The 16,868-nt window shown below is 62.7% G+C and carries 15 protein-coding genes and 1 other RNA gene; 6 read left to right on the top strand and 10 right to left on the bottom strand.

Going from position 1 to position 16,868, the window contains the following annotated elements; all coding sequences use genetic code 11:
• Nucleotides 1–71 precede the first annotated feature (71 nt).
• From ACP154_RS09420 to ACP154_RS09380, 9 genes are all read right to left on the bottom strand, one after another.
• Nucleotides 72–1,112, bottom strand: coding sequence for a rod shape-determining protein (locus ACP154_RS09420; protein WP_009801441.1), 1,041 nt, complete (start codon nt 1,110–1,112; stop codon nt 72–74).
• 56 nt (nt 1,113–1,168) lie between these two features.
• On the bottom strand, nt 1,169–1,960 hold the full coding sequence (locus ACP154_RS09415) for a TVP38/TMEM64 family protein (protein WP_421859684.1): 792 nt from the start codon (nt 1,958–1,960) through the stop codon (nt 1,169–1,171).
• A gap of 122 nt (nt 1,961–2,082) precedes the next feature.
• The gene (ilvC, locus tag ACP154_RS09410) at nt 2,083–3,072 is read right to left on the bottom strand and encodes a ketol-acid reductoisomerase (protein ID WP_421859685.1); all 990 of its coding nucleotides are present in this window, start codon (nt 3,070–3,072) and stop codon (nt 2,083–2,085) included.
• Complete coding sequence (gene miaA / locus ACP154_RS09405; protein ID WP_421859687.1) at nt 3,072–4,016, bottom strand: tRNA (adenosine(37)-N6)-dimethylallyltransferase MiaA; 945 nt, start codon at nt 4,014–4,016, stop codon at nt 3,072–3,074. The genes ilvC and miaA overlap by 1 nt, the downstream gene beginning before the upstream one ends.
• A 9-nt stretch (nt 4,017–4,025) precedes the next feature.
• Nucleotides 4,026–5,432, bottom strand: a complete 1,407-nt coding sequence (locus ACP154_RS09400) for a Do family serine endopeptidase (RefSeq protein WP_421859689.1) — start codon at nt 5,430–5,432, stop codon at nt 4,026–4,028.
• Between the two features lie 159 nt (nt 5,433–5,591).
• On the bottom strand, nt 5,592–6,473 hold the full coding sequence (gene hflC, locus ACP154_RS09395; protein ID WP_107712736.1) for a protease modulator HflC: 882 nt from the start codon (nt 6,471–6,473) through the stop codon (nt 5,592–5,594).
• Between the two features lie 2 nt (nt 6,474–6,475).
• Complete coding sequence (gene hflK, locus ACP154_RS09390; RefSeq protein ID WP_107712735.1) at nt 6,476–7,642, bottom strand: FtsH protease activity modulator HflK; 1,167 nt, start codon at nt 7,640–7,642, stop codon at nt 6,476–6,478.
• Between the two features lie 102 nt (nt 7,643–7,744).
• Nucleotides 7,745–8,266: a dihydrofolate reductase gene (locus ACP154_RS09385; protein WP_421859691.1), complete on the bottom strand. Its 522-nt coding sequence runs from the start codon at nt 8,264–8,266 to the stop codon at nt 7,745–7,747.
• Nucleotides 8,267–8,268: 2 nt separating this feature from the next.
• Nucleotides 8,269–9,081, bottom strand: coding sequence for a thymidylate synthase (locus tag ACP154_RS09380; RefSeq protein ID WP_421861500.1), 813 nt, complete (start codon nt 9,079–9,081; stop codon nt 8,269–8,271).
• 188 nt (nt 9,082–9,269) lie between these two features.
• Here ACP154_RS09380 and ACP154_RS09375 point away from each other — a divergent pair, with 188 nt between their 5' ends.
• From ACP154_RS09375 to ssrA, 3 genes are all read left to right on the top strand, one after another.
• Nucleotides 9,270–11,525, top strand: coding sequence for a heavy metal translocating P-type ATPase (locus ACP154_RS09375; protein ID WP_421859692.1), 2,256 nt, complete (start codon nt 9,270–9,272; stop codon nt 11,523–11,525).
• A 90-nt stretch (nt 11,526–11,615) separates the two neighbouring features.
• Entirely contained in the window at nt 11,616–11,993 is a 378-nt protein-coding gene (locus tag ACP154_RS09370; RefSeq protein WP_421859693.1) for a VOC family protein, read from the top strand.
• A 24-nt stretch (nt 11,994–12,017) separates the two neighbouring features.
• Nucleotides 12,018–12,374: a transfer-messenger RNA gene (gene ssrA, locus ACP154_RS09365) on the top strand.
• A 377-nt stretch (nt 12,375–12,751) separates the two neighbouring features.
• Here the strand turns inward: ssrA and ACP154_RS09360 are convergent.
• Nucleotides 12,752–14,503, bottom strand: coding sequence for an ATP-binding protein (locus ACP154_RS09360; protein WP_421859695.1), 1,752 nt, complete (start codon nt 14,501–14,503; stop codon nt 12,752–12,754).
• A 255-nt stretch (nt 14,504–14,758) separates the two neighbouring features.
• On the opposite strand from ACP154_RS09360, the gene ACP154_RS09355 reads away from it, so the two are divergent.
• From ACP154_RS09355 to ACP154_RS09345, 3 genes are read left to right on the top strand one after another with little or no spacing between them, the layout of a single operon-like run.
• Nucleotides 14,759–15,217: a ClpXP protease specificity-enhancing factor SspB gene (locus ACP154_RS09355; protein ID WP_107712730.1), complete on the top strand. Its 459-nt coding sequence runs from the start codon at nt 14,759–14,761 to the stop codon at nt 15,215–15,217.
• Complete coding sequence (locus tag ACP154_RS09350; protein WP_421859697.1) at nt 15,214–15,657, top strand: PaaI family thioesterase; 444 nt, start codon at nt 15,214–15,216, stop codon at nt 15,655–15,657. Before ACP154_RS09355 ends, ACP154_RS09350 begins: the two co-directional genes overlap by 4 nt.
• Nucleotides 15,650–16,861: an MFS transporter gene (locus ACP154_RS09345; RefSeq protein ID WP_421859699.1), complete on the top strand. Its 1,212-nt coding sequence runs from the start codon at nt 15,650–15,652 to the stop codon at nt 16,859–16,861. The genes ACP154_RS09350 and ACP154_RS09345 overlap by 8 nt, the downstream gene beginning before the upstream one ends.
• The last annotated feature ends 7 nt before the right edge of the window (nt 16,862–16,868 follow it).

The raw sequence follows: 16,868 nt of genomic DNA, 5'->3' as shown, positions 1-16,868 counted from the left end.
GTCCTGTCTTCGTCTGGAACTTCGCCGTTGAGCCACGCTGGATAGCCTCCCTCGCAGGCTCGCTTACACGCTTAAACCGCTTCCGCCAGAATCGGACGCCACAGGCGCAGATTCTCCACCGCCTTGCCGCAGCCCAGAACCACGCAAGACAGCGGTTCGTCAGCCAGGCTGACCGGCAGGCCCGTGCGGTCACGCAGCTCGGTGTCGAGATTGCGCAGCAAGGCGCCGCCGCCCGTGAGCACGATGCCCTTGTCGACAATATCCGCCGCCAGTTCCGGCGGGGTCGCTTCCAGCGCCTGCTTGACCGCTTCCACGATCTGCTCGACCGGCTCGGAGAGCGCATCGGCGATCATGGCTTCGGTCACGACGATCTCGCGCGGCACGCCGTTCATCAGGTCCCGGCCCTTGATGTCCAGCGTCAGGCCTTCGCCCTTTTGCGGCGGGGTGGCGGAACCGATTTCCTTCTTGATCCGCTCACCCGAAGTTTCGCCGATCAGAAGGTTCGCCGAGCGACGAATGTAATTGATGATGGCTTCGTCCATCTTGTCGCCGCCCACACGGACCGAGCGCGAATAGACAATGCCGGACAGAGACATCACGGCCACTTCGGTGGTGCCGCCGCCAATGTCCACGATCATGGAGCCGGTGGGCTCGTCGATCGGCAGGCCTGCGCCCACGGCCGCCGCCATCGGCTCGTCGATCAGATAGACTTTGCGCGCGCCGGCGCCGACTGCGCTTTCGTGAATGGCGCGGCGCTCCACGGCGGTCGCGCCGGACGGCACGCAGATCACCACCTGCGGGCTGACGAAGGTCTGACGATTATGCACTTTGCGAATGAAGTGCTTGATCATCTCTTCGGCTACGTCGAAATCGGCGATCACGCCGTCACGCATGGGTCGGATGGCTTCCACATTGCCCGGTGTCTTGCCCAGCATCAGCTTGGCTTCGGCGCCGACGGCCTGCACATGCTTGCGGCCCTTGTCCACCTTGTAGGCGACGACAGAGGGCTCATTCAGAACGACGCCGCGGCCTTTGACGTAGACCAATGTGTTCGCCGTCCCCAAATCGATGGCGATATCCGCGGAAAGGAGACCGAACACGCTGGAGAACATTCTCTGCCTCTTTATCTGTCAGGCGCAGCAGGCGAGTCGCCGCGCTAGGGCAAGTATCATGACTCCTTGTGCGATGCTGCGTCACTGATTGCAAGCCGCTCGCCCGCCTCAGCCTCAGTGTTCTCTGAGTCTTCCACGGGATTCTTTAACTCTGTTTCAGGCCCGCGCAGCCAGCGGCGCGCGAGCAGCATGAAGACGATCCAAACTGCGACAATCCCAATGAGAGCAAGGACTGCGAGCCATCCGCCGCCCGACAGCAGCGCCATCAATCCGCCGCCAGCGAACACAACCAAAGCGGTTTTGGGCAGCACGCCAATGGCCAATCCGCCGATGAAGGCAAAATAACTCATGTGCGAAACACCGGCCGCCATATTGACCACAATGAAGGGCGCGCTCGGAACGATTCGCACGATCATGGAGGCGAAGAACCCGTTCCGCCCGACAAATTCAGAAATCCGATTGACCGTCTGCCCGCCATAACGGCGCACCGCGTCCGCCCCCGCCAGACGACCGGCGTAAAAGGTCACGGTCGCCGAGCAGATCGTCGCCACCCACGAGTACAAAAATCCCTGCACCGGGCCGAAGGCGAACACCGCCGCCCCAATCAGCGCAAATTGCGGCGCGCCGACAAACGCCAGCACCGTGAAGATCACGATGGTCGCGGGCAGCGCGTACCATTGATCCGCCGCGCTCTCAAACCAGGTCCCGATCTGGCCCGGTTCAATGTCCAGGACGAATTTGCCCGTCAGAAAAATCGCCAGCACCAGCGCGAACAATCCCAGCGAGATGTAGACCGCGCGAGCGGCGCGGGCGTCCATGCGGGTGAAAAAGCGAACAAGTGGATTCATGGCGGTCATATCCGAAAAAGTATCAGCGCCTGCAGGTTTGAGGCCGAGCGCAGAGCGGCGGTACGCATACGCTTTTTTACACCGCTGGCAATCGGTTGGCGCAATCAATTCGGTTAAGTGCTTCAGTCACCGAAGTTCGATGCGCGGCGGATCAGTCGTCCGGTCTCTTCCAGCTCATGCTCGGCGGCTTTGGCCCGCATGGCCTTCAATCCCGCCCGGCCCTGCTCGTAATCGGCCACCCAGCGTTGGGCGAAACCGCCTGCGGTGACATCCTTGACGATGGCTTCAAACACCGGGCGCACCGCGTCTCGGATCGGGCCTTCCACTTCATGGGCGCCAAATTCGGCGGTGTCGGAAATGGCTTCATACATACCGGCAATGCCGCGGCTCTGGATCAGATCGGCGATGTATTTGAGCTCATGGACGGTGTCGATATAGGCCATGACAGGACTGATCCCGGCGTTGACCAGCTGTTCATAGCCCTCGCGCGCCAGGGCGCACATGCCCCCCACCAGCACCGCCTGTTCACCCAGAATATCCGCCAGCGCCTCCTCACCAAAACTGGTGGCGTAGACCCCTGCCCGGCCGCAACCCAGCCCGCCCAGATAGGCTTTGGCCCGCGCCTCCGCGCGCCCGGTAAAGTCCTGATGCACCGCCCAGAACCCGATCAGCGAGCCGCCCTTTTCAAAGCTTGAGCGCACCGCGCCGCCCGGCCCCTTCGCGGCCGCGAGCACTACATCTATGTCTTCGGGCGGCTCGATCACCTTGTATTCAATGGAAAATCCGTGGCACAGCAGCAAGGTCAGGCCGGGGCGATAATGTGGCGCGATGTGCTCGCGCCAGATCTCGCCATGCGCTTCGTCCGCCGCCAGCAATGACAACATGTCCGCGCGCCGCGCGGCCTCCGCCATGGACACCACTTCAAATCCGTCCGCTTCAGCCTTGGCGCGCGAGGGGGAGCCTTCCCGCAGGGCGATCAGGACGGAGCGCGCGCCCATATCGCGCAGATTGAGCGCATGAGAGCGCCCATGATTGCCATAACCGATAATGGCGACGGTCTCGCTTTCCAGCGCACTGAGGTCAAGATCAGCCTGATACAACGGTTCAGCCATCACGCGGCTCCGAAAAAGGGTTTGAGAAGAATATCATCAAGCTCGGCGCGAGCCGTGACCGGGTCCAGCGAGTGAATGCGCGCCCAGTCCGGATGCTGGTTCGAAAACCAGGTGAACTGGCGCTTGGCGTAGCGGCGGGTGTCGCGTTTGGCGAGCTCAATGGCCTCATCAAGCTCCATCCGCCCCTGCACATGCGCGATCAGAGGCGGCAAGCCCACCGCCTTCATAGCGGGCAGGTCTGGCGGCAGGCGGCGCTCTGCGATGGCGCGGGCTTCTTCCAGCGCGCCTTGAGCCACCATCTGATCAAAGCGCGCCTCGATCCGGGCGTAAAGCGCCTCGCGGTCCGGCGCGATCACCACACCCAAACACCGGTCTGGATCAATCAGGGGGCGCGTCTCGGCCTGAATATCAGAGAGCGGACGCCCCGCCGCGCGCGCGACCGCGATCAGGCGCATCAGGCGTTGTCGGTCGCCTGCCTCAATCCGGGCGGCGCCCACAGGGTCCAGCGCGTCAGCCTCTGTGCGCAATGCCTCCAGTCCGCCGCGCTCATAAAGAACGGCAACCGCGTCGCTAATCTCTTGAGACACGTCCGGCGTTGGCGCGAGGCCCTCCATCAACGCCTTGAAATACAGCCCCGTCCCGCCGACGAAGACTGCGCGTTTGCCGCGCCCGGTAATGTCGCGCACAGCTTGGATCGCCAGCTTCGCCCATGCGCCGACCGAGCAGCGCTTTGAGGGATCCATCACGCCGAACAGGTGATGGGGCACGCCCGCCATCTCATGGGGTTCGGGACGCGCCGTGATCACGCTCAAGCCGTCATAGACCTGCATGGAATCCGCGTTGATCACTTCACCATCGAGCGCCCGCGCGGCATGAAGCGACAGCGCGCTTTTTCCAGACGCGGTCGGGCCGGCCAGCAGCAGGATGTCGGGCGTGGCGGCCATCAACGCGCTCTAGCTGCGCAAGGTTTCAAGCACGTACTGACCCTGCCGGTTCAGACTGAACAATATCGGCGCGCCGTCGGCGCCCGCGCGCGCGATCAGCTCACGGGCCTGGTCGAGGCTCTCCACCGGGGTCCAGGCGATTTCTTCCACCACATCGCCGGGGCGGACCTTGCCGGCCGCATCGCTATCGGGGTCCACAGCCGTCACAACCAGCCCGCTGGCGTCTGCATTGATGCGGTAGCGTCGCCGCAGCGCGTCTGTGATCGGTTCAAGCGTCATGCCGAACAGATCGCCGTTAAGACCATCGCCGCGGCCATCGCCGTCTTCATCCAGCTCGGCGCCCACGGGCGGGGTCGGTCGTCCTTCTTCCTCAAGGCGTTCAACCTCCAGCGCCAGGGTCAGAGATTCGCCACGGCGAAACACTTCCACATCGACGCGCGAGCCCGGCGCGGTTTCCGCGACGATGCGCGGCAGCACCCGATCATCCGCCACAGGGCGGCCATTGAACGCCAGGATCACATCTCCGGTCTCCAGCCCGCTATCCGCGGCGGGGCCGTCAGGATCGATCCGGGTCAACACGGCGCCGCGCGGAGCGTTCAGCCCCATCGCCTCGGCCATGTCGCGCGTGACTTCCAGCACGTTGACGCCAATCCAGCCGCGGCGGGTCTCGCCATATTCGATCAGCTGGTTGATCACCGGCTCGGCGATGGCGCTGGGCACGGAAAAGGAAATGCCGACCGATGTGCCCGTGGGCGAGAAGATCGCCGTGTTCACCCCGATCACATCGCCGTCCATGTTGAACAGGGGGCCGCCGGAATTGCCTCGATTGATGGCCACATCGGTTTGCAGATAATCATCATAGCGTCCGCCAATCTCGCGACCGCGTGCGCTAATCACGCCAGCGGTCAGAGAGCCGCCCAGGCCGAACGGATTGCCGATGGCGACCACCCATTCCCCCACCCGTGCCGCTTCGCTGTCGCCGAAGGCGACAACCGGGAGGGGCGTTTCAGATTGCACGCGCAAGACGGCGATGTCGGTGGCCGGGTCGCTGCCGACAACCGTCGCAGAGAGAATGCGGCCGTTTTGCAAAACAACCTCCACCTCGTCCGCGCCGTCAATGACGTGGTGATTGGTGATCACCACGCCGTCCGCGTCGATGATGAAGCCAGACCCCAGCGAGCGCTGCATGCGCAGACGATTGCCCGACAGATCGTTATAGCGCTCCAGCGGTGTGCCCGGCGCAAACAGGGGCGAGCCATCCTCATCGCCAACCCGCTGGGCGGTGGCGATATTGACCACGGCGGGACTCAGCCGGTCATTGAGATCGGCGAAGCCCTCATTGGGCTGGGCTGCGGCCTGTACGGCGCAAGCCGCCATAAGGGCCAGAGCAAAGATCACAGCGCCAAGCACGCGCATCGGCATTCCCCGTTGTCAGTTTGGTCTTTCGATCAGGCCAAGAGTCTTAACGGCGCCGCCCCGGCGCCGCCAAGCGCTGACCTGTGTTTGAGCGCCAAAAAGTGAAACGGCCGAGCGTTTTGCGCCCGGCCGGTCCAGTGTCTGCTCTCAGGAAACCCGTTAACGGCCGCCTTGAGATCCGAAATAGTCAAAGAAAGCGCCGTCCGGTCCCATGACAATGGGTGTGCCGTCCCGCAGCGCCGTCTCATAGGCGATCATGGAGCGATAGAAGCGGAAAAACTCCTCGTCCTGCCCATAGGCCGCCGCATAGATGGCGTTCCGCTGGGCGTCGCCCTCACCGCGGATCCGGTCTGCGTCAGCGCGGGCGTTGGCGAGAATAACCGTCGCTTCACGATCCGCCGCAGCGCGAATCTCACGCGAGCGTTCTTCACCTTCAGCGCGGATGCGCGCCGCTTCCTGCTGACGTTCCGAGCGCATGCGCAAGAACACCCGCTCTTCCACTTCATTGGGCAGATCGGCGCGCAGGATGCGCACGTCAATGACCTCAATGCCCAGATCAGCGCGGGTCACAGCGGCGTCCACCGAACGCTCCACCCGATCCATCAGCTCGGCGCGTTGGCCGGAGATGACGTCCTGAGAGGAAATCGAGCCGACCACGGCGCGCAGCGCGTCTTCCATGATCGATCCCAAACGGGCGTTGGCGCCAGCTTCATTCCGCACGGTCTGGAAATAGCGCAGCGGATTGATGATGCGGTAGCGCAAGAAAGCGTCCACTTCGAGACGCTCCTGGTCGCCCGCCTGAAGCTGTTGCGGACGCATGTCGAATTCGACATTGCGGCGGTCAAACAGCAAGACCTCTTCCCAGGGCAGCTTGAAATGCAGACCGGCTTCGTCATCGCCAATATCGTTGATGACGCGAACCGGGTCACCAAACCGCAAAACCAGGGCGGAGCGCGTTTCGGAAACCGTGTAGGTGGCGGTGGCGACGGCGATCAGAAGACCACCCAATACGACCACCAGGGCGATTGTAAGAAATCTCATGATTAACCTCCCTGCCCCGAGCCTGCGGCGCGATTGACGTCACCTCGGTTGCGACCCAGCTGATCCAGCGGCAGATAAGGAATGGCCCCGTTCGCGGCGCCGTCCTGATCAAGAATGATCAGCTCGGACCGGCCCAGAATCTGTTCCATGGTTTCAAGATACATCCGCTCACGCGTCACGGTCGGCGCCTGGGCGTATTCAGCGTAAATTGCATTGAAGCGATCCGCCTGACCCTGAGCCTCTGCGACCACCTGATCACGATAACCGCGCGATTCTTCCAAAAGACGCACGGCGTCACCGCGGGCCTCGGGAACAACGCGGTTGGCGTAAGCTGTGGCTTGCAGAGCAATGGCCTCGGCGTCCTGCTCGGCGCTGATCACGTCCTGGAAGGCCGCGATCACCTCTTCAGGCGGCGCGGATTCCTGCAATTGCAGACCCACAAGCTGAATGCCGGATTCATAGAGGTTCAGCGTGTCCTGAATGATCTCTTCGGCGCGCTGGGCCACTTCGCCCCGGCCCGTGCCGATGATCGGCTGCAGGTCGGAGGTGCCCACCACTTCACGCATGGCGCTTTCAGACACTGCACGCACCATGGACGCCTGGTCGCGGACGTTGAACACAAAGTCGCGAACCCGGGTCGGATCAACTTGCCACTGAACGGTGAAGGACAGGTCCACGATGTTTTCATCGCGGGTGACCATCAGCGCTTCTTGCGGGGTCGAGCCGATCGTCACGGAGCGGATCTCGGTGACGTTGACGGTTTCAACCGTCTCGATCGGATAGGGCAGCTTGATGCGCAGACCGGCGCCGGTCGTGCGGACGTATTCGCCAAAGCGTTGCACGACGCCCGCTTCACCCGGGCCCACCTGATAGACAGAGGCTGCGGTGATGACGCCGATGGCGATCAGACCCGCCACCACGCCGACCAGGCCTCCGCCTGAGCCGCCTTTGCCGGAGCCGCCACGGCCACCGCCGCGCGGACCCTTGCCGCCGAGCCATTGCTGGAACCGGCGCACCAATTCCTCAAGGTCAGGCTCCTGCCCCCCGCCGGACGGGCCACGGCCCGGCCCGTTGGGGCCGCGGCCCCAGGGGTTGTTATTATTGTTATTCTGACCGCCGCCGCCGGAGCCCCATGGGCCGCCGCCGCCTGCATTGTCGTTCCAGGGCATGTATCTCCCCGCTGGTTAAGTGGTTTTCTAGGGTCTTAGGTATGCCAATATGTGGCGGCTCGCACGCTCAGGTTCAAGTAAAACCGGTATCAGAGTGCTGCGCTAAACCGCCGCCTTGCGATCAAGCACCCTCAGGGTGAACCCCGCATCGTCCTTCTCAGTCGCCTCGACGCGGTCGGCGCTGATCTCGCGCCAGTCCGCCTCATCAAGCGTCGGGAAACGCGCATCGCCTTCAGGCTCAAGGTCCACCTCGGTAAGATAGATGCGGTCCACGCGCGGCAACAGATCGGCGTAGAGCTGTGCGCCGCCGATCAGGCAGACCTCATCGGTTCCTGCATCCACAGCCGCGGCGCGCGCTTCATCGAGACACGCGTCGACATCGGCGAACACATACGCGCCCGCCGCCGCGCCCAGAGAGCGACTGATCACGAAATTCGCCCGCCCCGGCAAAGGCTTTCGCGGCAGGCTGTCCCAGGTCTTGCGTCCCATGACCACCGGCTTGCCAAAGGTCACTTGCTTGAACCGCTTGAGGTCAGACGGAATGCGCCAGGGCAGATCGCCGTTCCGGCCGATCACGCCGTTCCTGGCGACCGCGACGACAATGGCGAGCTTGGCGTGGGTCATCGCTATACCGCCACCGGGGCGGAAATCCGCGCATGGGGATCATAGCCCTCGAGCGTGATGTCCTCGTATTCGAAGGCGAAGAGATCGGTGACATTCGGGTTGAGCGTCAGCGTCGGCAAGGCGCGCGGGGTGCGTGAGAGCTGTTCGCGCACCTGATCGAAATGGTTTGAGTAGATGTGGGCGTCGCCGAAGGTGTGGACGTACTCGCCCGGCTCATAGCCAGTCGCCTGCGCGACCATGGCCAGCAGCAGCGCATAACTGGCGATATTGAACGGCACCCCGAGGAACATGTCTGCGCTGCGCTGATAGAGCTGCAGATGCAGTCGTCCGCCCAGCACCTTGAACTGGAACAGCGTATGACAGGGCGGCAGCGCCATGGACGGCACGTCGGCGGGGTTCCAGGCGCTGATGATGTGACGACGGCTGTCGGGGCTGTGTTTGATCTGGTCGATCAAGCCCTGAAGCTGGTCGATCTCCTCGCCATCAGGGCCTTCCCAGCGGCGCCATTGCTTGCCGTAAACCGGGCCCAGCTCGCCGTTTTCGTCCGCCCATTCATCCCAGATGCTGACGCCGCGCTCTTGCAGCCATTTGACGTTGGTGATGCCCTTGATGAACCACAACAGCTCCACCGCGATGGATTTGAAATGGACCTTCTTGGTGGTCAGCAGCGGAAACCCGTCACGGAGATCACAGCGGATCTGACGCCCGAACACGCCCCGCGTGCCGGTGCCGGTGCGGTCGGTCTGATCCTCGCCCGTCTCCATGATCTCGTGCAGCAGATCAAGATAGGCGCGCTCGATGGGGGAGCCGATCATCGGCGTCGGAGTTTCGGCTAGCGCCATGGCGGCCTCCTGAAATCCAGTGTCGGGACGGAGTGTAACCCGGCAGCCGATTCGGGAAAGGCCAGCGGCGCATCCCTGACCCGGTCTTGCGCGGATAAACCGCAGCCGGTCCGCATCTCCAGACACTTGCAAGCCGGCCGCGCAGAGGCGATCTGAGGAGTATGACCGAAACCACTGCGCCCTCCGCCCTCACCTTGTCCCTGTCCGGCCTGACTTGCGCAGGCTGCGTCCGAAAGGTGGAGGCGGCGCTGTCCAAGACGAACGGCGTGCAAAGCGCGAATGTGAACTTCGCCACCTCTCGCGCGCAGCTTGTGGGCGAAAACCTCGACGAAGACGCGCTGATCGCCGCGGTCGAGAGCGTGGGCTTTCAGGCCGAGCGCTATGACCCGGCCCCGGATCGCGCCGCCCGCGAGGAGGCCGACAAAGCGCGCGAACGCGCGGATCTCAAACGCCAGTTCATCTTTGCGGCCAATCTAACCCTGCCTGTTTTCGTGCTGGAAATGGGCGGCCATATGATCCCGGGCTTCCATCATTACATCATGAACACGCTGGGACAGACGCTCAGCTGGTCGATCCAGTTCGTGCTGACCACGCTTGTGCTCGCCTTCCCCGGTCGCCGCTTCTTCACGCTGGGCGGCCAGGCCCTGTTCCGGCTTGCGCCCGAAATGAACGCGCTGGTCGCGCTCGGCGCAGGCGCGGCTTGGGCCTATTCCACGCTGGTCTTGCTGGCGCCCGCCCTGTTTCCGGTCGACGCGCGCCACGTCTATTTTGAAGCCGCCGCAATGATCACCACGCTGATCCTGGCGGGCCGCTACATGGAAGCGCGCGCCAAGGGGCGCACCAGCGCCGCCATCCGTACGCTGATCGGTCTGCGCCCCCAAACCGCGCGGGTGGAACGTGACGGCGAAATCGTCGAGCGGGCGCTGGACGCGATCCTCCCCGGCGATCCGGTTCATGTGCGCCCTGGCGAACGCCTGCCGGTGGATGGCGTGGTGACAGCGGGCCAGTCCTATGTGGATGAATCCATGCTCACAGGCGAACCGGTTCCGGTGCTCAAATCAGAAGGCGACGCCGTGGTCGGCGGCACAATGAACACCAATGGCGCGCTGACAATCCGCACCGAGCGAACCGGCGCTGACACCGTGCTGAGCCAGATCATCGCCATGGTCGAGCACGCCCAGGGCGCCAAACTGCCCATCCAGTCCCTGGTGGATCGGGTGACGAGCTATTTCGTGCCCGCCGTGATCGCCATCTCGGCTGTCACGTTCCTCGCCTGGCTAACGCTGGCCCCCGAAGCGGGATTGAGCGAGGCGCTGGTGAAGTCTGTCGCGGTCCTGATCATCGCTTGCCCCTGCGCGATGGGACTGGCGACACCCACTTCGATCATGGTGGGCGCAGGCCGCGGCGCCGAGCTGGGCGTCTTGTTCCGGCAAGGCGAGGCGCTGCAAGGCCTGGCGGGCATCCGCGTCGCCGCATTTGACAAGACCGGCACCCTGACCGAAGGCCGTCCGACGCTGACGACAATCCAGACTACAGGCGATGTCAGCGAAGACGACGCGCTCGCCCTCGCCGCAGCGCTTGAGCACGACAGCGAACACCCGATCGCCCGCGCCGTTCTCAAAGCTGCCGATGATCGCGCACTGTCCTTGCCCGCGCTAAAGGACTGGCGCGCCGAAGCCGGGTTTGGCGTGATCGCAACGCTGGACGATTACAGCGTCGCGCTTGGCTCCAAACGCTTTATGAAGCGGCTGGGCGTGGCTCTCGATCCGCTGGAATCCGCGATCAAGACGATGGATGAGGCCGGTGACACTGTCATTCTTCTGGCGCGGGGCACGCAAGTACAAGCCGCCTTCGGCGTCTCAGACCCGATCCGGCCCGGCGCTCGTGAGGCTTTAGAGGCTTTACGGCGTCAGGGAGTCAAAATCGCGATGATCACCGGAGATGGCGACGCGCCCGCGCATGCGGTGGGGCGCGCTCTCGGAATTGACGATATCCGCGCTGAAACCCCGCCCGATGAAAAATTCCAGGCCGTAGCGTCCTTGCGCAAAGCCTATGGCCCGGTCGCTTTTATCGGCGACGGCATCAATGACGCCGCCGCCCTCGCCGAAGCAGATGTGGGAATCGCCATGGGGTCCGGATCTGATGTCGCCGTAGACAGCGCGGATGTCGTCCTGATGCGTGACGACCCCGCCAAAGTGGCCTCCGCCCTCGGCCTCAGCCGGGCGACCCTGAACAATATCAAGCAAAACCTGGTCTGGGCGTTCGGTTATAATGCACTGCTGATCCCTGTCGCGGCGGGGGTGTTTACACCCGTCTTCGGATGGTCGCTGTCGCCGATCTTCGCCGCCGCCGCCATGGCCGCTTCCAGCGTCTGCGTGCTGACCAATGCGCTGAGGCTGCGCGGCTTCAAGGGCTGAGGGGAGTATTCTCTCGGGTAACCTGAATTTCACTTGCGGCGATCAGAGCGGCATGGTTCATTGGTGATCCGAACAAATGGGGAACATGTTATGATTGGTTATGTGACTGTCGGTACGAATGATATTGAGAAGGCGGCCGTGTTTTATGACCGTATCGCGGAGCTGCTCGATACGCCGCGCATGATGGAGGATCCGGGCAATTTCATCGCCTGGGGCAAACTTGACGGCGGCGCCGGGATCGGGCTGACCAAGCCGTTCAATGGCGAACCGGCCACTGTCGGCAATGGCGTCATGGTGGCGTTGGCCGCCCGTGACGAAGACCATGTAAAAGCGATCTATGACGCCGCGATTGAACTGGGCGGAACCTGCGAGGGCGAGCCAGGCTGGCGCGGCGACAGCTTTTACGCGGCCTATTTCCGCGATCTCGATGGCAACAAGCTCAATGCTTTCATCATGAAAATGGGCTGATGACATCTTCGGGCGATGCGCCCGCCCCTTTAACGGAGCAGTCGCATCGCCTATATTCATAGTGTTCGCTTCGGCGGACTATGGCGATAAACGCGCGTGTAATAACTAGACCGGACCCGGGTGCGAATCCCGGCGGCTCCACCAATCTTCCTCCGCACGTTGGGCGGCGAGCATGGGGCCGAATAGGATCGACGGATGGCTAAAGACGTAGCTTTCGCCCGAATGGGCTTCGTTACCAGCCCATATATAGTAGTTGCCAACGACAACTATGCTGAAGAGGTCGCTCTCGCTGCCTAGCAGCGCGGGTATCTCGCACTTAAGTCCTAATCTCTAGCAAGGTTAGGCGGGGTTCGGAGGCGCCTGGCAACAGAAGCCTCCACTTTCCCGGCGACATGGTCTGCGCCACCGCCTGAAGGAAGGGGACGTGTTTCGCGTCTGACCACTCAGCGGCAGGCCCCGTTTGACGCGGTCTTTACGCCCGTCGCAGGAGCAGACCTGCAACACTCCAGCCCCCGCTTCACAGCTCTGACAGACAGCTTGCTGCCGCCCGCACAGCACGCCGTCCAGTATCGCAATAGCTTCAGGCGACCGCGTGGGATAACGCGCCGGTCAGACTACAAAGTCCGCACTGTGCAGAGCTATGACAGGGAGGTGAGGGCTGTACGGCATGTGATGACCAAGGATCTCAGCGCGCCGGTCATCATTTAGGGCCACGACTGGGGCGAGCTCAGTCTGGCCTGTCGGATGGCGTCACATGCCTAGGCGGAGCGGGCGCGCATCGCAGCACTGTGTTCAGTGAGGGCGTCAGACACCGCCTGCATCAACACATCTTGCCGCAAGGGCTTGGCGAGGGTGTCGCAAAAACCGGCTTCGATATAGCCCTCTACCTGATGGGCCATGATGTTGGCCGTCATTGCGATCACGGGGGGCATGGTGCGGTTGTCTTGCTGCCGCGCCGCCTTCATATCCCCAAACACCTGGACGCCATCGCGTCCCGGCATACGGATATCCAGAAGCACCAGATCAAAATCATGCGTCTGGGACTGGGTCAGCGCCGCCTCTCCGCTATCGGCCAGAACCACGTCGACATCGCAAGCGCGCAGCAAGCCTGCAGCAACGGCCTGATTGGTCTCGCAATCGTCGACCACAAGCACTTTCAGCCCTTTGGGGATCAGGCCGTTGCATTCGCAGTCATGACTGATCGCGGCGTGACGGTCTTGCGCATTGGCCGAGCGAAACGGCAGATGGACGGTGAACAGCGTGCCGATATCCGGTTCGCTTTCGACGTCAATGCGGCCCTTCATGATTTCCAGCAAGCGCTTGACGATCGACAAACCCAGACCCGTGCCGCCGTATTCACGCGATGTGGACGCATCCGCCTGGGTAAAGGGCATAAAGACGCGATCAAGTTGTGAGGCCGTCATCCCGCAGCCCGTGTCACGCACGCGCAAGATCAGCTCATCGGTCGCCTCATCCTGAGAGAAAATCAGGCGCACGCCGCCCTTGCGCGTGAACTTGATGGCGTTCGATACAAGGTTATGAACAATCTGGCTGAGACGTGTCGGGTCCCCGATACGCAAGCTCTGTGCGCTCACGCCGTTTTCATAGCGCAGGGAAAAGCTGAGACTGGCGTCTTCAGCCTGTGGCGCGTAAAGCGACTCAATCTGCTCAGCGACCTCGCCCAGCGTGAATTCCACGGTTTCAACGTCCATCTGGCCTGCATCAATCTTGGCCAGGTCAAGAATGTCATTGAGCGTCGAGAGCAAATGGTCACCCGAGGTGCGGATCACCTCGACGGCCTTGCGCTGGCGATCATCAAGCTTGGACAGCGCCAGCACGGCGGTCATCCCGAGAACGCCATTCAGCGGTGTCCGGATTTCATGGCTCATATTGGCCAGAAAGTGGGATTTCGCCTGATTGGCCTGCTCGGCCTTGAGCTTTTCAGACTTCAGCGCGGCCACAGCCGTCATCATGCTAGCGCGGAAAAAACACGCCGACAGAAACACAAACACCTGCGTCAGCACCATGCCCGCATAAAGCGTCGGCAGCGATAATCCGGCATCTCCGCCAGAGCGGGTGATCAAGTAAGTGATTGTGTAAATACCAATGCTGAATAGGGCGATCATCAGCCCATCCACCAGCCCCAGCACCAGGCAAAACGTCAGCACCGCCGGCACCAGGCCCAGATTACTGACATTGATCAACTCGCCGTTCAGCAGCGACAGCAAGCCTAGAAACCCAACGAACGTGATGCCGACGAACCGCATTCGAAGCTGGTAATGCGACCGGCCGTTGATCAGGTAAGGCCCGGTCAGCACAAAGATAGACAACGCCGTACCCGTAATAATTTCAAAGGCGTATTCGGGAAGAAAATGCATGTTGAGGACGTTGATCGCCAGGCAGCTCAGCCCGCCCAGCACACAGAAGACCGTCAACACGCGCGCCGAGGCCACGCTTAAGGGCTCAGTCGCGTCCGATGACGGCCAATAGCGCCTAAATGCAGCTCGCATCGATAGTCTCCCCATCATCCAGCCCCGCGCAAAGGCCTGACCTCGTCGATGATGCGTAAACCCTATACCAAAGACCTTAGGGTTTGGTTGCCAAAAACTTATTCAGGTGTGTATGCGCTCTGAACGGTGGCGCCCCGTCTTGCGCACGACGAATTGAGGCGGACGCCGGACAGGTGTGTCTGACCGCCACGACCGATTGACGCACCGCTGGGAACAAGTACGCTCCTGACTGATTGCCGCGGCTGGGAAAGGGCGATGCAGGTGACGAAAGACCTGATGCAATATGAACGGCTCGCACAAGATGCTTTGCGCGACGTGGTTCGAAAGTCTCTTGAACGGGCGGCAGGTGACGGCCTTCCGGGGGCGCACCATTTTTACATCACCTTTCGCACAACCGATCCAGGCTGCGATATCGATGAATCCCTGGCCAGCGCCTATCCAGAAGAGATGACCATCGTCCTGGAGCACCAGTTCTGGGATCTGGAAATTGATGATGTAGGGTTCGAAGTGACGCTGAAGTTCGGCGGCGTTCCGAAATACCTCAAGGTTCCCTGGCGCGCGGTGACCCGCTTTCACGACCCCAGCGTCGGCTTCCGGCTTCATTTTGACTACGCGTCGCCTGCACCGGGCGATACGCCGGGTAAAGGGTCTGATGATGAGGAAGTCAATGAAGGCACCGTGGTCAGCCTAGAAGCGTTCCGGAATAAAGAGTGAGCGCGTCTCAATCCCGTCGGGACGAGCTCGCGACACTCTTCTCTGATCCCGCTCACTTGCCTGCGGTCACACGGCATTTCGGCTTTTCGCTGATTGATCTCGACCCGGATGCGCATTGGGTGGAGGCCTGGTTTGAAGCCCGGCCGGACTTTCGCAATCCCAATGGCTCCGTACAGGGCGGCATCGTAACCGGTTTCCTCGACGAAGCCATGAGCCTGTCCGCCTTCATCGCCGGTGACCTGAAGGCCGCCGTGCCCACGCTGGAAATGAAAACCAGCTTTTTGCGGCCCTTGATGACGGACCGGGCGCGCGCACGCGGCCAGGTGGTGCGGCTGGGCTCCAGCGTCGCCTTTACCGAAGGCTGGTTGTGGAATTCCGACGGCGTCCTGTGCGCTACTGCGACCGCCACGGCGGCGTTGCGCCCCTTCGAGCATGGCTGACCTGTCCGGCAAACCGCGCCATCTGGCGTTGATCGCCCTGTCTCAAGTGTTGGCGTTGTCGGTCTGGTTCGCGGGCGCCGCCGCCCTTCCCGGCTTGCAAGACACAGGATCCTTGAGCCCGTTCGTCGGCGCCGCCCTCTCCAGCGCTGTCCAGCTCGGGTTTGTTCTCGGCGCTCTGACCAGCGCCATTCTGGGCGTCGCAGACCGATATGACGCGCGCCATGTCTTCGCAGCCGGCGCGAGCATCGCCGCCTTGATGAGCGGAGCCGCCGTCCTGCTGGACCCCGGCTCGCTCTGGATGCCGGTGACACGGCTGGGCGCGGGCGCAGCCCTCGCCTTTGTCTATCCCGTAGGCATGAAACTCGCGGCCAGCTGGGCCAAAGGCGATACCGGGCTGTTGATCGGCTTGCTGGTCGGGGCCCTGACCCTGGGCTCTGCCAGCCCGCACCTAGCGCCGGTGGTCACCGAGTCTTTGGGGTGGCGCGCTCCCTTCGCCCTGTCTGGCCTGGCGGCGCTAGCAAGCGCTGTCTTGATCCTGTGCGCCCGCACAGGCCCCGCCTTTAAACGCGCTGCCCGGTTTGATCCCCGCGCGATACGCCTCAGCCTCACCGATCCGGCTCTGGCCCGCGTTAATCTGGGCTATCTGGGCCATATGTGGGAGCTCTATGCCTTTTGGGCTTGGGTGGGCGTTTTTCTCGCCGTCTGGGCCGAGCAGACCGCCCTCTCTTCCTCCTTTTCGGTTCCGATCACGACCTTTGTCATTGTGGGCGTCGGCGCTGTAGGGGCGCTCGGAGCGGGCTGGATCGCCGATCGGGTCGGCCGCACGCTGGTGGCCAGCGTCGCCATGGCCCTCAGTGGCGCGTGCGCCCTGCTCAGCGCCTTGGCCTGGTCCGGCCCTGCCGCGCTGATGATCGGCTTGCTAGTCGTATATGGCGTCACCGTCATCGCGGACTCTGCGCAATTTTCCGCCGCCGCCGCCGAATTGGCGCCGCCTGACAAGGCGGGCTCCATCCTGACCTTGCAAACCGCTCTGGGCTTCGCCCTGACGCTGATTACGGTTCAGCTTCTTCCCGTCTGGGCGGAGTATACGGGATGGCGCTTCGCCTTCTGGCCGCTGGCGCTTGGACCGATGGTGGGCGTCTGGGCGATGCTCAGTCTGAGAGGTCAGCGCGACGCCGCGAAAATGGCTGGCGGTCGCCGATAAAGCCTCC

This window comes from Oceanicaulis sp., assembly GCF_965249665.1.
Classification (GTDB): domain Bacteria; phylum Pseudomonadota; class Alphaproteobacteria; order Caulobacterales; family Maricaulaceae; genus Oceanicaulis.
The sequence above is the reverse complement of the archived record's forward strand: the minus strand, read 5'-3'. Positions and strand labels throughout refer to the sequence as shown.